Here is a 15303-nt window from a genome sequence, read left to right as displayed (position 1 = left end):
GCTGTTGTAAAGAAAATAACAATGAACCTGTTAAGAGCCTTAAAGCAAAAGCCTGAGCACAAAAGGAAAAGCCTTAAAGTAATGAGAAAAATGGCAGGTTGGAATCCCGTGTTTCTAGACGAAATTTTAAGGGCTAAATTTTAATGAGGTGACCCTGTCTAGCCATGTGCTCTGTCGATTTTTAGCAAAGTAAAGTAGATTAGGCAGCATAAATTAATGTATGAGGTTTGCCATTATACCTGTCAAAATCTTCACAAGCCAATAGTGTAAAATATTAGATAGCACGCAGGTATAGAGGAGGGTAAAAAATTATTTAATTTTGGCTTCTTTATAAAGAACGTGTTGACGGACAACTGGGTCAAATTTTTTGATTTCCATTTTATTTGGCATAGTACGCTTATTTTTAGTTGTTGTGTAATAATGACCAGTGCCAGCGCTTGAAACTAATTTGATTTTATCACGCATATTAAATTACTCCTGAAGTATCTGGTGAATTTAGAATTTTACGTTACGTGCACGCAAATCAGTTAATACAGAATCGATACCTTTTTTATCGATAATGCGCATACCTTTTGAGCTGACGCGTAAACGAACATAACGGTTCTCGCTCTCAACCCAGAAACGGTGTGAGTGCAAGTTAGGTAAAAAACGACGCTTAGTTTTGTTCTGCGCGTGCGATACGTTGTTGCCAGTCATTGGGCGCTTGCCTGTAACCATACAAACTCTAGACATGTTATCCTCCAGTCAATTGCTGTAAATTAGATAGTTATAATTATTAAATTCTCAAGGGGCAACTTTATAGCAAAAAAATGACGCAAAGGCAATCAGAATTTATAACATACTTTCAATAAGCTGCCAGATCATGACAATTCGTTGCGCATTCTATCATTGCCGTTAGCACCTGACAATTCCCAAGTTGTGGATTTTTAATTTGCGGCTAAATTTAAACTAAATTTATCTTGCGATGCCAGGACTTTAAAGCTCTTTCGATAATCATCTAAATGGTTTTTGTCAAAGCTGTGATATAAAACACCTGGCGCATAAGCTGCAATATCTTGTTGAATCTCACCATCAAAGTGAATACAGAGACTATCACCACTATAATCAAAACCTAATCCATCTGTGCCGATACGATTGCAACCGATAACGTAGACTTGATTTTCAATTGCGCGCGCTTGCAGCAAAGTACGCCAGTGATCGCGACGTTTAGCAGGCCAGCTGGCGATATTTATCAATAGATCATAATCATTATTATTGCAGTTAAAAACAGGGAATCTTAAGTCAAAACAAATGCTTAAGAGAATATCAAAACCTTTATAATGAACAATCTCACGTGATTTACCGGGAGATAGCAACTTATATTCATCAGAGAGTACAAATAAATGGTATTTATCGTAGTGGTAGACTTCGGCTTGTGGCGTTACAAAGAATAAGCGGTTAACGGCTTTTTGTAGGTCATTTAATACAACAACACTGCCAATGATGGCTGCACTTTTATGCTGGGCTTGCTTTATCAGCCAAGCAATAATTTCATGTGGATCAGTGATTGCTTTGTTCATATTTGGCGTAAAACCAACATTAAACATTTCAGGTAGTACAATAAGATCACAAGTCTCAAGTGTAGAGATGATATGTTCAAAGTGAGTATAATTCGCAAATTTATCCTCCCAGACGATATCAGATTGAATTACAGCTACCTTTAAACTTGACATAAACGCTTGACTCCTTCTAGTAAAATATCATCATATTTAGCAAAGCATAAACGTAATAAACCTTGCTTTGGTGTGTCGTATAATGATGAAATTGGTATCAGTCCAACACCGTGTTCATGGATTAAGCGTTGGCAAAAACTAAAATCATCTTCATCGGAAATAGCTGTATAATCAAGTATCTGAAAGGGCGAGCCAGCCCATGGTAACACTTTAAAGCGGCTATTTGCTAAGCCGTTGATTAGCTTCCCGTGCTGAGTTTGATAAAGTTTAGGTAAATTCTGCCAATATTCAGGGTGTGTATTAATACCATCGGCTAACGCCAATTGCATGGGGTGTGGTGCGCAGAAGCTTGTAAATTGTTTAATGGCATTAATGACCTGAATAATCTGCTGGGGTGCAATACAAGCCCCTAAACGCCAACCAGTTAGATTATAGGTTTTGCCCAGGGACTGTACAACGATAAGTTGATCTCTTAACTCAGGAATTTGCAAGGCGCTGGTATAGGATGTTCCAGCATAAATATGCTCATACACCTCGTCACTAAGTAACAAGATGTCTTTGCCTTTGATAAGTTTCGCAATTGCTTGATATTGCTCTTTTGTGACTATGCTTCCCATAGGATTGTGAGGTGAGTTAAGAATAATGAGCTTTGTTCTATTGTTAATTGTCTGTGCTAGTTGCTCGAGATTGATTGCACCATTGGGCGGCAGCAAAGGAATGCGCCGGTTAATACCTTGATTGAAATTGACAATCGAAGGGTAGGCATCAAAAGCTGGATCAAAGTAAATAACTTCGTCTCCTTGGCTAATATATGCGCTAATCAGCGCAAAAATTGCTTCAATGGCACCTGAACTAATACAGATATTATCTTCAGGGTTGATATCTACGTCGTAACAGAGCTTGATTCTATTAGCGATTGCATGCTTTAAGCTGGGTACTCCGGGGATAGGTGTATATTGATTAAAACCGTTTTTTACATAATAATCTAAGCGCTCAATGATCAAGTCAGGCGTTTTAAAATCAGGGGCGCCTTGTGTGAAGTTAATTGCGTTATGCGCTTTTGCCATGACAGACATAGTGTGAAATATGGATGGCTCAATGCTGATATAGGGTTTAAATAGCATAGATATGACCTTCTATTAGATTGTAGTTGGGTATGTAAGTGTTCTTTAGTTTCATGAATATCAATGGATAATAAATATTATGCTTCATAACGCTCACAATGGGTTATCAAATTATAGTAAACAGTATATATTCTTACGGCAAAGCATTTTGCAGAATTTTTTCTTTGCCGAACTATGGCTTTAATGATTTAAGTGTTGCTCAGAATCTGGATTCTCAACTATCGTGAACATAAAACTTTCTTTAACTAAAAAGTAGATGCTAACGCATTCTGATATTCGCCGCTTTGATGATATAAAAGAAAAAATTGGTTTAGATAACCTAACTATCGTTTTTATCTAAGTACTTGCCAGCGGTTCTAAGTGCTTATGGGGGGCTCTAATAATAACAGAAAAGAGTATTAAAAGTATAATTGTAGCTATGTATACCAAAATTAGTTGTGTTCCGGAGTAAACTTGGAAAAGACTAATAATGACAGAAACAATTGAGAGTACGAACATGTTACTTGCACTGGAAACAGACCCTGCTGTACCGGCAATTTTAGGAAAGATACTCAGTAAGTGCCCAAAATGTACAGAAAACACTATCCCAACAATAAAACTAACTATCCAAATACAGACCATAACAACGGATAAACTAGAAGAAAAAATTAAACTTAGAAATAAGCCTATGACTGTTAATACACTCATTATAATCATTAAGTATTTTTTCACCAAATGGTCTTTAATATGAATTAAACGCTTTCTAAAAAGACAACCAAGCATGAATCCAATGCCCAATAATAATGCCAAATAACCATAAACAACAGGGCTGAAATGTAAAATATGTTGTACATAAAAGGTCCCTAAAATAGGAAAATATATTAGTGTAGCGTATAGCAGGCCAGATTGTACTAAGGAGCTAACAAAAACCTTATGGCTAAGTACATGCATATACCTTGAAAAAAGGGCCTTAATCGAAAATGGAATTTTAATTTGTTGCCGATCACTCATAAATATAAACGTCATGATCAAGACAATTACCGAATAAATAGCTAAAAAAATAAAACTTGCTTTCCATGAAAAGTAATGCTGTAGATAACCTCCTAAGAAAGGAGCTATTACAGGTCCACAACCCCATGCCAACAGAATGCTTGCGGATGCTTTTTTGATCTCAATTGGATCGCTAAATATATCTGTAAAAATGGCTCTATTTAAGGCAGCCGCTCCCCCGGCAAATAAACCAGCTAAAAATCTTAGGACAATCATTTCAAGAATAGTCTGTGAGAAAATAGTAATGAAACAACTAAGCATCATACCAAGCATACAGATACTCATCATTTTTTTTCTGCCATAACTATCACTTAATGCTGCTAAAAAAAGCATGCCAATAAAGCCACCAAACAGATATGAGCTCATAGATAATTTTGACATTGATAGCGTACAATCAAAATAATGTGTAATGCTAGGAAGAGAAGGTGTATATAAATCAACACCCACACCAAAAACTGGTGCACCAACTAAGATGAGTAGATATAACAAAACTTTTGAATTTTTCATACATTTCCTATCCAATAATTGAGATTAAAGAGTGTGTTTAACATATTCACTTACATCATTTTCTTATTTAAATGCATGTTATAATAGTTTTGTTCTTGCTTGAAGAAACTAATTTTCAACCCGTGTTTTTTAAGAGAATTACTGCCGCTTCATGTGCCAGGACAGGTGTTATCTGTGGTCAATCGTAAGTTAGACAATCACAATCATAAATGCATGGATAATAATTTGTGTGAAAAGTATAGAGCGTGTTGTGGCGGAGAGAGGGGGATTCGAACCCCCGATGGAGTTTTTGTCCCCATACTCCCTTAGCAGGGGAGCGCCTTCAGCCTCTCGGCCATCTCTCCGCGGTACTGCGACAATTTATCGACTTGACTATACTATGTCAAGTGCTTAGTGCCGATATTTTGAAATACAAATTGAATCAAATTAAAAATTACCAGAATAAAAATTAAGGTGATCAAAAAATAGAGTATTGAATTGTAATGGTATCTAGTAAAGGTCAAGTTGCTTTATTTAACAATCACTCTAGGTGATTTGATCACTATGTCATCATTAAGTTCTATTCCAAGCCCAGGGGTTTCTGAAACCTCAAAAAAACCATTAATAGGTTGTGGGTCTTGTATGCAAAGCTCACGATTAAAGTCTTTTAAGGCATAGGTGTGATGCTCGTGAATGATAAAATTTGGGATAGCAGTTTCCAAATGCAGACTAGCAGCTGTTGCCACTGGACCACCACAAACATGTGCTTGGATTTTTACATCATACATATCTGCGTAATCGCAGATTTTTTTTGCCTCAGTCAAGCCTCCACAAAGACCAATATCAGGCTGCAAAACATCAACAGTTTGTTTTTCCAGGTATTCACGTACACCATGGCGTAGATACAAGCGCTCACCAGCAGCAATAGGAACATTTAGCTTTTGCTTAAGCGGTTCATGTAATTTACTATTTAAATAATTAACAGGCTCTTCGAAGTATAGGCAATTAAATTCTTCAGCAATTTCACCCAGTTGCAATGCGGATGTAAGGCCTGGTAAACTGTGACACTCAAAAATAATATCACCATTGTCACCCAATACATCACGAATTGCCTGCATACGTGCACGAATAAGATTTAAATGATCACGGCGAAATGGCAAGGTACAGTCATAGATTGTGTCCCCCTTGTGATCAAACATCATTGGGTCAACTTTAATGGCATCATAGCCTTCAGCAATTGCTTTTTCAGTTGCTTTGGCATAGTCTTCTGGTTTAAATAAAGTCTTGCGTTCATAATAATCCCAGTCAAACTGTAATTGGCTGGCATAAGTACGCAGTTTTTTATTGGTTTTGCCACCTAGAAGCTGATAAACCGGTACGCCAAGGGCCTTACCTTTGATATCCCAAAGTGCGGTATCAATGGCACTCATTGCCGAGTAAACAACAGGCCCTCCACCCAAACCCCAGAAGCTCTCGCGCAACATGCGATTCCAAAGATGTTCAGTTGCAAATGGGTCAACCCCTAACAGCATCTCCTTTGCAAATTCTTTGATCATGTGTGCAGCTGCTGAGTGTCCCAGATCGTAAGCAAGCCCGGCTTCACCCACCCCAGTTAATCCTTCATCAGTATGCATGCGTATAAATACTGGCGACCATGCAGGACGCTTTGGGCAATGAATATCAAAAATTTCAATTTGAGTGATTTTCATAAGTTACTATCCTTGATTTAAAAAGCTAGTGTAAAGTGCAATATCTGCTTGTTGTGCTAAGTATTTGATATAGTGCTTAATATTTTCTGGGATATCAATTAGATGGCTGATAATACTTAGGTTACGTAATATCGGGAAAATCATAACATCATCCCAAGATAAGTTATCACTGCTAGCATAGGTAAATGTCATAAGCGGATTAAGCTCATTTAAAATCGCTTGTGTGCTTTCAATAGCAGCAGTTGGGAAGCGCAGATTTGCCTTAAAACAGCCGATATATTTCTCTTTTTTGTGTTCAAAATAGTCTTTGGCACTTTGCGTTGGGAAGTCTTTTTGATTAAGTGGGTGATTAAGAAAACTTGGGTAAATAAGTGATTTACTGGCATTACTTAGTAAAGTGGTTAGCTCAATGAGTCTAGCGGTTGTAGTGATTTCATTACTTAATATTGGGTTGTTGTCAAAATTGTTTAGGTATTGGCAAATATCCAAGCTTTCAATCAAAAAGTTGCCATCATCTTTTTGTAAAAAAGGCACTTGCTTTTTACCAATCAGATCAATGTGTGATTTTTCATCATCATTGGCAAAATAAATAAGCTCAAGCGGGATTTTTTTAACTCCTGCAATAATGCGTGGGCGAATACAAAAGGGGCAGTGCTCATAAATATAAAGTTTCATAAAAGTTCCTTATTAGTATTGAAGATAAGTTTGTGCGTGGGCCACTAGCCAGTCATGCACAATTCTTTTATTGATAGTATGACGGTGTGGTTGATTATCTACTAGATAGTAGTATTGTGATAATGGTAAAGGTTGTTGCCAGATACTAAGACGTTTGCTTTGGATCAATGTGTAAACTAAAGGTAAGTGGGTGACAAAGCTACCCAGTCCGTTTTCAACCGCTTGGATTGCATGAATGGTAGTGGCAACGGAGATTTTTTTGCTCGGTATTGTCAAATGTGTGGCATTGCAAAAGGTCTGCCAGTCCTGTTCGCGTATTGGATGGTTAACAACAATCGCAGGACTATTCTTTAATTGATCTGCTGTGATTATTTGTGGGTTATATACAAGCACCAATTGATTTTGCCATAACTTGACTGCTTTATTTGTTGGATTCTCTAATCCTAGTTGGATACTAAGATCAGCATTATCCACGTCGTGTGTTTTTAATTCAGTTGATGTCATCATATTAAGATTAATATCTGGATATTTAAGATAAAGATCGTTTAATTGAGGAATAAGCCACTGTACGGCAAGTGTTGAAAAGATTCGCAATTGTACGGTGTCTTGATTTAGCGGTTTGATCTGACTTGTTGCTTGCTCAATATGTATTAATGCGGCTTCAATTTCTTTATAGTAACGTATGCCATTATGCGTTAATTCAACGTGTTTAGTATCTCGGTTGAAGAGTGTTGTTCCAAGATATTGTTCCAACTGTTTAATTTGTTGACTAATCGCGCCAGCAGTGAGATTAAGCTCAGAGGCGGCTTGAGCAAAATGTTTGTGCTTGGCAACAGCAATAAAATAAGGTAAAGACTTTAATGGTGGCAATTGCATAAGAGAAATCATAATCTGATTGATTTCTGGTTATGGTACGTTGAAAGTCTATAGCTGTAAAGCCGAGTGTTTAGGGGAATTAACGAGATGCCAATTGAGTAACTGTTACAAGCTTAGGGCTTCTCTGGATTCTTTGATTTTTGTTCTTGCCCAAAATGCTTTTAAGTTTGGTGCTTTTAGCGATGACAGCATTGGTTGCTGTCATTTGATTTAAGGTGTAAAAGTGAAGTCCATGCACGCCAAGATCAATTAAGTCATCACAAAGTTTGGCAACAACGTCGCTGGCAAAATCCTGCAGAGCAATTGGGTCATGCTGATAGGAAGCAAGGCGTTTATCTAGCCACTGTGGGATGTCTGCATGACAAATTTGCGAGAAGCGCTTCAATCCTTGATAATTAGCGATTGGCATGATCCCTGCAGTAATTGGAATATTGATTTGATGCTCCTGACACATTTGTAAGAAGTGATAGAAGGCATCAATACTATAAAAATATTGCGTAATTGCATGATTAGCACCGACATTTATCTTTTGTTTTAGATTATCGATATCCTCTTGTAATGTTTTAGATCCAGGGTAGAACTCAGGATATGCTGCAATGGTAATATCAAACTGCTCACCACTGACTTGGCGAATATAATCAATCAGTTGATAAGCATAATTAAAGCTGACATTAGTTTGTTTTTGAGTATCCTGTGGCAGATCACCGCGGATAACAACAAGGCGATCAATGCCAAGTTCAATATATTCCCGTAGAAGATTGAAAATTGCCTGTTTATTAAGGTGAAAGCAGGTGATGTGCGGGACAACGTCGATATTGTGTTGACGTAAATAGCGAATAAGAGTTAGTGAATTAGCATAAGAGGATGAGCCGCCGGCACCAAAGGTGACGGAAACGTATTTAGGTGTATGAGGCTTTATTTCATCAACTGCTTGATAAAGCTTACCGTTATCAAGATGGGCTTTAGATGGGAATAGTTCAAAACTTATGGTTGTACTCATTTTCTATAACCTGATATCTTAAGGAAAATTAATTTCATGCGTGCTTAGATCTTTATGCTTAGCTATTTCTAATCTGAGTTTATCCGCAGCAGACACCATGTTCTTGAGTGCTATATTGACTTCTTGCCAGCTACGTGTTTTTAAACCACAGTCTGGGTTTATCCATAATTGATCAACTGAAATATAATGTAGTATTTTTTGCGCTTTTTGATACATATCCATAACACTAGGGATATTTGGACTATGAATATCATATATTCCAGGACCAATAGCATTGGTATATTGGTATTCTTTAAAAGCGCTTAGTAACGACATATCAGCACGTGCAGACTCGATGGTAATGACATCAGCATCTAATTGGTTGATTTCATGAATGATATCATTAAAGGCAGAATAACACATATGTGTATGAATTTGAGTTTGATCTTTTACGCCACAGGAGGCAAGTTTAAAGGTTTTTATAGCCCAGTTAAGATAGTAAGGAATTTTAGATTTTTTTAATGGGTACATTTCTTTAAATGCAGGCTCATCAATTTGTATAATTTTAATACCTGCACTTTCTAGCTCAAGGACTTCATCACGTAATGCAATTGCAATTTGTGTTGCAATGTCTTTAGCACTAATATCATCTCTTGCAAAAGACCAGCTTAAAATAGTGATAGGTCCTGTAAGCATGCCTTTTACATGTTTTTGGGTTAGAGACTGTGCAAAAGAAGACCATTCAACGGTTATTGAGTGTGGTCTTGATATATCACCATAAATAACAGGAGGCTTTACACATCTTGAGCCATAGCTTTGCACCCAGCCAAAGCTAGTTGTCGTTATTCCTTTTAAATGTTGGCCAAAATACTCGACCATGTCATTGCGTTCTGCTTCACCATGTACAAGGACATCAAGATTAATTTCTTCTTGTGCTCGTATGGTTTGTTTAATCTCCTCTTTGAGCTTTTCAATATACTGTTGTAATGTGATTTCAGACTGCCTATATTGTTTTCTAATATGACGTATCTGATGCGTTTGAGGAAAAGAGCCAATCGTTGTAGTAGGAAAAATTGGTAGGTTTAGTGCCTGTTTTTGCGTTTGTTGGCGCACTTTATAAGGTGACTTTCTTTCAAAGTCAACATTTCGAATTTTTTTAACGCGATTACGAACGTTAGTATCAATCAAAAGGTCATGTGTTTTCCGTGTTTCTAAAATATGAATATTCTCAGAAAGTTGGGCTTGGTATTCAGGGTTATTAGGGGATACATATAAGTTTTTGAGCAAGGCGATTTCAGATACTTTTTGTTTAGCAAAAGATAGCCAACTTTTGATTGTAGGATCTAGTTTGTATTCAAGATCTGCATCATAAGGACAGTGAAGTAATGAACAGCTGCTACCAATCCAAATATTTGCAATATTAGCATTAACTGATTTAATGTTTTCTATACTCTCTAATAAGTTATTTTTCCATATATTGCGTCCATCAATAATACCAAGAGATATTACTTTCTTTTGGCTATAGGCCTGAATAAATGAAGAAACCTCTTTAATTGAAGTTTCTATTAAGTCCAAATGAATTCCTGCAATGGGTAATTCAGATAACCAATCTAAATGTACAGTATTATCACCAAAGTAGCTGGTTAAAAGTAAGCTTATATTTTGATCTTTATTTAGTGCATGGTAAGTGCTTTTAAAGTGATTTTGATGCGTTTTATCTATGTCTATGGATAAAATAGGTTCATCAATTTGTACCCACGATATATTGTGCTTGGCAAGTAAAGAAAATAGTTTGTTATACTCAGCAATAAGATCAGGCAATAGCTGAAATTTGTCAAAGTCATCACCAATAATATGGCTCAGATATAGGAAGCTAATAGGCCCTAAAATAACAGGCTTTACACGAAAATTATGATGCTGTGCATGCTTAATTTCATCAATAAGTTTTGATGAATTTAGTGAAAATTTCTGCGCTTTAACTATTTCAGGTTTAATATAATGATAATTGGTGTTGAACCATTTAGTCATTGCACTAGGTCTAACCTGTGGGTGATTTGGTGTTTTACCGCGTGCAATACAAAAAGATTTATCTAAGGGGTTAGTATTAGCTTCTGCAGTGAGTTGGAATCGATTAGGGATGACCCCAAACATAATACTTGTATCAAGAACATGATCATAGAAAGAAAAATCACCTACAGTTACAAAATCTAATCCTGCATTTGCTTGTAGCTTCCAGTTAGATAATTTGATTTTGTTAGCTATTTCAACGAGTTCATCTTGAGAAATCTTTTCTTGCCAATACTGCTCTAGGGCGAATTTTAGCTGTCTTTTTTCTCCAATGCGTGGGAATCCTAGAATGTGTGTTTTCATGATGTTATTACTCCGTAAAATTGTAAATATTTTTATCTAAATCAGCAATGAGATCATCAGGGTCCTCAATGCCGATCGATAGACGAATAAGGTTCTCAGGAATGTGACGTTTACTGCTATCAATTGAAGCGTGAGACATTTGACAAGGTAAACTGATCAGACTCATTAAGCTGCCGAAGCTCACGGAGATCGTAAAAAGCTGTGTCTGATTGACAATATGTTTAGATAGTTCAAGTGAATCAGTGGTAAAGCTTAATACAGATCCAGCTCCCGAGGCTTGGTTTTGCATAATGTTAAAATCTGGGTGTGTTGGTAGTCCTGCATAGTAGACTTCAGTCACCTTGGGGTGGTTCTCCAGAAAGTGCGCAATTTTAAGTGCGCTTTGCTGTTGACGTTCGATTCGTAAACCAAGCGTTTTAACACCTCTTAACAAAAGCCATGCTGGCATGGCATCAAGCGCATTACCATTGGCGTTTTGTAAGAATTTAAGCTCATTTGCTAAGTGCTTACAATTCGTCGCAACAACACCTGCGGAAACATCACTGTGCCCTGCTAAATGCTTAGTTGCTGAATGAATGACAATATCTGCGCCAAGATCCAGTGGTTTTTGTAGCCAAGGTGATAATAAGGTGTTGTCTACAACAAGAATAATGTTTTGAGGTAGATTAGATCGTAAGGCGTTTATATCGGTTATCTGTTGCAGTGGATTGGTTGGTGTTTCTAATAATACCAGCTTAGTCTTTGCCGTTAATGCTTGTGTTAATGCTTGGTTGTCATTGAAGTCAACCTGTGTGCATTGAATATTAAAACGTGTTAACACCTTATGGATAATACGGTGTGTGCCGCCATAAATATCCATGCCAACAATGATATGATCGCCTGCATTTAATAACTGTAGCACGCAACTAATTGCTGCCATGCCACTACTAAATGCTAAACCAAATCGCGCATTTTCAAGTTTGGCAATGTAGCCTTCAACATACTCTCGTGTAGGATTACCGCTTCTGGAATAATCATATTTGTTGCTGGGATGCTCAGCATCATCTTGAGCAAATGTAGCGGTTTGATAGATTGGCAAACTATTGGCGTGATAGGGATCGCTATTGTCAAGACCTGGGTGAATAAGGCAAGTCCACCGATTCATGTTATGCAACCTCTTCAATGTTAATTTGACGAAGTATTTGTGTAGATTGTTTTGTCTCTAGCGTGCCGACAGTCGTATAATTATTGCCATTTAATTTGCCAATTTGAAATGTCAGACAATGCGCCTTAGCCCAGCTGATGGCTTGTGATTGGATTACTTGAGTTGCTTTCTCTTTAGCGCAGTCATAAGTAAGTGTATCGTAGCGAATAGCATCTTTAAATTTATTGGGATCTAAATGGTAAACACCATCGACATCTTTAAGTAAAATACAACGCTTGGCTTGCAGTTGGTGTGCAATAAAAAGCGCAGTTAAATCCGAACCTCCACGACCTAAAAGACAAGGCTCATTATTTTTATTCTGTGCAATAAAACCAGGCACAACAATGGCTTGCTGCGTATTCAATAGTTCATGAAATAGTGTATTATTAACATGAAGCGGTGTGGCATTGTCATAATCACCTTCAGCAAGAATTGGGTTGGTGATGAAATTACTTTGTATCTCTTGCTGTAGTAAGGTTTGTGTCAGATAGGCCACCGATTGCAACTCCCCAGTAGAGAGCAGTAAGGCACGAGCTTTGGCACTTATTTGATTGTTGTTTAGATTAAATGCGCTTTGATTGCCTTCTAGAATATCTGTAGTATTACCAATCGCAGAGACAACGGCAATGACTTTGTACCCTTTATCAACAAATCGCTTTACCTCAAGTGCTGCGTATTTAAAGTGATCAAGGGATTCAATAATCGAGCTGCCAAACTTAAGAACGATCACTTCAGCTTGGAAGCTACTACAGCGATATTTTGTCATGATTAAGATACCTTTTGTTGATGTTGTTTATTTTGCCTTTCAGTGGCAGCGGTTAATGCTTGATCCAAGTCTTGAATGATATCAAATGGATCTTCTAAGCCCACAGATAATCGAATTAAACCATCATGAATACCAAGGCGTTTACGCTCATCTGCTGCAATCGGGCCATGCGTCATGGTTGCTGGATGTGTGATTAATGTTTCAATTGCGCCAAGATTCTCAGCTAATGCGCAAAGCTTAACAGAGTTAATAAAGTTAATTCCATTTTGAATATCTCCTTTAAGCTCAAAAGCTAACATTCCACCATGCGCACCAAGGTGTTGTTTTTCGGCCAATGCATGTTGTGGGAAACTATTTAATCCAGGGTAGTAAACGCTTTTTACTGCATTATGTGTCGCTAAAAACTGTGCTACTGCTAATGCATTATCAGAATGTTGCTTTAAACGCAATGGCAATGTCTTAATGCCTTGTAAAATAAGCCACGCTTCAAAAGGCTTTTGAATTGAGCCTAAACAGTTGCGTGTATAGCGAAAGCGTTCGTTAATGACTTCATCTTTGGCGATTAACGCACCACCGACTGTGGCGTTGTGACCATCGATGTATTTTGTTGTCGAATAGATACTGATATCTGCACCTAGATCAAGTGGCTTTTGCAGTGCCGCAGTCAAGAAGGTATTGTCCACTGCTAGTAGAATATTGTGTGCTTTAGCAATATCAGCTATTGCCTTGATATCGGTTAATTTAAGTGTTGGATTAGCTGGAGTCTCAAGCAGAATTAGCTGTGTATTTTCAGTAATGGCATGCTTGACATTTTGTGGGTTACTACTATCAATATAACTTACATCAACACCAAACTTCTTAAGTATCTCATTAAATAAGCGTACTGTGCCACCATAGACAACATCAGAACAGACCACATGATCGCCAGCTTTGAGTAAAGTGCAGGCAAGTGCGCTGATGGCAGCCATGCCTGTGGCAAAACATGCGCTGCTAGGTGCCTTTTCAAGCTTAGCAAGCTTTTCTTCTAATACGCTAACAGTGGGGTTGGATGAGCGGCTATAAGTGTGACCTTTGTGATTGCCAACGCTCTCTTGTAGGTACGTTGTTGTTTGGAAAATGGGTGTTAATAACGCGCCATTATTTGGATCCGCTTGGATGCCTGAATGAATGCACTGTGTGGTGAAGTGTTTCTCATTTGTAAATTGATTTGCCATTTTGAACCTCTTAAAGCTATTTACGCGCTTGGGGTCGCTGGCAATAATGAGCCAGTGCCTTTGGAATCCTAGGCACTGGAATTGGCATTTAAATCGCTTGTTCGCGCTTAAGCAAACGACTTAAACCCAACCTCGACAACAGCGCCTAGGTTGGGCATCATCATTCGTTTGTAATAAGCGTATTTTAGCATAATGATTTCACGGAAAAATTAGTAACTTGGACCTAAGCTACCAGAAATTTTTAAAGGGTGTCAATTAGGATTTGCATTTTTTTGTGATTTTTTATTTGTATGGGGTGATTTGATTTTTGATTTTGGTGCCTTTTTGACGTACAATTAGGTTGTGTTGGAAATTTATGGAGCCTAAAATGCGAAGTGAAACCATGAATCTTAAGCAAGAGCGTATTAATTTAAGATTAAATAATATGGCGAAAACAGTCCTTGAACGTGCTGCAAGCTTTGAGGGTAAAAGTGTAAGCAACTTTATTTTAAGTTGCGCATTAAAGCAGGCTGAAAAAACAATCCATGCGCATGAGACGATGCAGCTAGGGCAGAATGATGCAGCAGCTTTTTTGACTGCCTTATCTCAGCCAGTGCAGTTTAATGATAAGCTGCTAAAAGCATTTGATGAGCATAATGCGCGTGTTAGTAGTAAGTAATGAGTTATTCAAATATTATTATTTCATCTCTTGATAGTGAAATTCACAATCGTACACATTTTTGTTGTGGTGTTGATGCTTTGGATCATTATATCCAAAAGCAAGCAACTCAAGATATTCGGCGTAGTATTGGGCATACATTTGTTGCAACATTGGAAAAGGATATAACGGTTATCCTTGGCTATTACACACTTTCCACGCTATCAGTAGATGTAGACTCTTTGCCTGATACAGTAGCGCGCAAGTTGCCGCGTCGTCCAATACCTTGCGCTTTAATTAGGCGTTTGGCAGTCAGTAAAGATGCACAAGGTTTAGGTGTTGGCAGAATGCTCTTAGTGGATGCAATTAAGCGCACACTTGCCGTGAGTGAAGAAATTGCTATTTATGCCATGGTTGTTGATGCAATTAGTGAAAAAGCGGTATCTTTTTATCAACAGTTTGGTTTCAAGGAGTTTCACTCGGAAGCCCGTCGTTTATTTTTACCTCTAAAAAATATATAAAAGATGACATAGATCCTTCATG

Annotated in this window: 15 protein-coding genes and 1 tRNA gene; 2 read left to right on the top strand and 14 right to left on the bottom strand. The window is 37.6% G+C overall.

Annotated elements, in window-relative coordinates; translation table 11 throughout:
* Positions 1-309: 309 nt before the first annotated feature.
* From rpmG to DNK85_RS03985, 14 genes are all read right to left on the bottom strand, one after another.
* Complete coding sequence (gene rpmG, locus DNK85_RS04050; protein WP_119328291.1) at positions 310-465, bottom strand: 50S ribosomal protein L33; 156 nt, start codon at positions 463-465, stop codon at positions 310-312.
* A 30-nt stretch (positions 466-495) separates the two neighbouring features.
* Entirely contained in the window at positions 496-732 is a 237-nt protein-coding gene (gene rpmB / locus DNK85_RS04045) for a 50S ribosomal protein L28 (RefSeq protein WP_119328290.1), read from the bottom strand.
* 194 nt (positions 733-926) lie between these two features.
* Complete coding sequence (locus DNK85_RS04040; RefSeq protein WP_119328289.1) at positions 927-1712, bottom strand: amidohydrolase; 786 nt, start codon at positions 1710-1712, stop codon at positions 927-929.
* Complete coding sequence (locus DNK85_RS04035) at positions 1700-2836, bottom strand: aminotransferase class I/II-fold pyridoxal phosphate-dependent enzyme (protein WP_235842370.1); 1137 nt, start codon at positions 2834-2836, stop codon at positions 1700-1702. Before DNK85_RS04035 ends, DNK85_RS04040 begins: the two co-directional genes overlap by 13 nt.
* A 336-nt stretch (positions 2837-3172) precedes the next feature.
* Positions 3173-4372: an MFS transporter gene (locus tag DNK85_RS04030; RefSeq protein ID WP_119328288.1), complete on the bottom strand. Its 1200-nt coding sequence runs from the start codon at positions 4370-4372 to the stop codon at positions 3173-3175.
* A 251-nt stretch (positions 4373-4623) separates the two neighbouring features.
* A tRNA-Ser gene (locus DNK85_RS04025) sits at positions 4624-4716 on the bottom strand.
* A gap of 165 nt (positions 4717-4881) precedes the next feature.
* Positions 4882-6060: a mandelate racemase/muconate lactonizing enzyme family protein gene (locus tag DNK85_RS04020; RefSeq protein WP_119328287.1), complete on the bottom strand. Its 1179-nt coding sequence runs from the start codon at positions 6058-6060 to the stop codon at positions 4882-4884.
* Positions 6061-6066: 6 nt separating this feature from the next.
* Positions 6067-6735 carry a glutaredoxin 2 gene (gene grxB / locus DNK85_RS04015; RefSeq protein WP_119328286.1) on the bottom strand — a complete coding sequence of 223 codons (669 nt, stop codon included), beginning with the start codon at positions 6733-6735 and terminating at the stop codon, positions 6067-6069.
* Positions 6736-6747: 12 nt separating this feature from the next.
* A complete protein-coding gene (locus DNK85_RS04010) occupies positions 6748-7611 on the bottom strand; it encodes a LysR family transcriptional regulator (RefSeq protein WP_162896514.1) in 864 nt (287 codons plus the stop codon).
* Between the two features lie 79 nt (positions 7612-7690).
* Entirely contained in the window at positions 7691-8611 is a 921-nt protein-coding gene (locus DNK85_RS04005) for a methylenetetrahydrofolate reductase (protein WP_119328284.1), read from the bottom strand.
* Positions 8612-8629: 18 nt separating this feature from the next.
* Positions 8630-10960 carry a 5-methyltetrahydropteroyltriglutamate--homocysteine S-methyltransferase gene (gene metE, locus DNK85_RS04000; protein ID WP_119328283.1) on the bottom strand — a complete coding sequence of 777 codons (2331 nt, stop codon included), beginning with the start codon at positions 10958-10960 and terminating at the stop codon, positions 8630-8632.
* A gap of 7 nt (positions 10961-10967) precedes the next feature.
* Complete coding sequence (locus tag DNK85_RS03995; RefSeq protein WP_119328282.1) at positions 10968-12104, bottom strand: trans-sulfuration enzyme family protein; 1137 nt, start codon at positions 12102-12104, stop codon at positions 10968-10970.
* A 1-nt stretch (position 12105) separates the two neighbouring features.
* On the bottom strand, positions 12106-12909 hold the full coding sequence (locus DNK85_RS03990; RefSeq protein ID WP_119328281.1) for an amino acid kinase family protein: 804 nt from the start codon (positions 12907-12909) through the stop codon (positions 12106-12108).
* A 2-nt stretch (positions 12910-12911) separates the two neighbouring features.
* Positions 12912-14123 carry a trans-sulfuration enzyme family protein gene (locus DNK85_RS03985; RefSeq protein WP_119328280.1) on the bottom strand — a complete coding sequence of 404 codons (1212 nt, stop codon included), beginning with the start codon at positions 14121-14123 and terminating at the stop codon, positions 12912-12914.
* A gap of 367 nt (positions 14124-14490) precedes the next feature.
* Between DNK85_RS03985 and DNK85_RS03980 the strand changes: the two genes are divergently transcribed.
* Together DNK85_RS03980 and DNK85_RS03975 are read left to right on the top strand one after the other, a co-directional pair.
* Positions 14491-14781 (top strand): type II toxin-antitoxin system TacA family antitoxin, encoded by a 291-nt coding sequence (locus tag DNK85_RS03980; RefSeq protein WP_208123127.1) that lies wholly within the window; start codon positions 14491-14493, stop codon positions 14779-14781.
* Entirely contained in the window at positions 14781-15281 is a 501-nt protein-coding gene (locus DNK85_RS03975; RefSeq protein ID WP_119328278.1) for a GNAT family N-acetyltransferase, read from the top strand. The genes DNK85_RS03980 and DNK85_RS03975 overlap by 1 nt, the downstream gene beginning before the upstream one ends.
* Positions 15282-15303: the final 22 nt, after the last annotated feature.

Source organism: Cysteiniphilum halobium (assembly GCF_003574425.1).
GTDB lineage: Bacteria > Pseudomonadota > Gammaproteobacteria > Francisellales > Francisellaceae > Caedibacter > Caedibacter halobius.
This window is presented reverse-complemented; position numbering and strand designations above follow the sequence as displayed.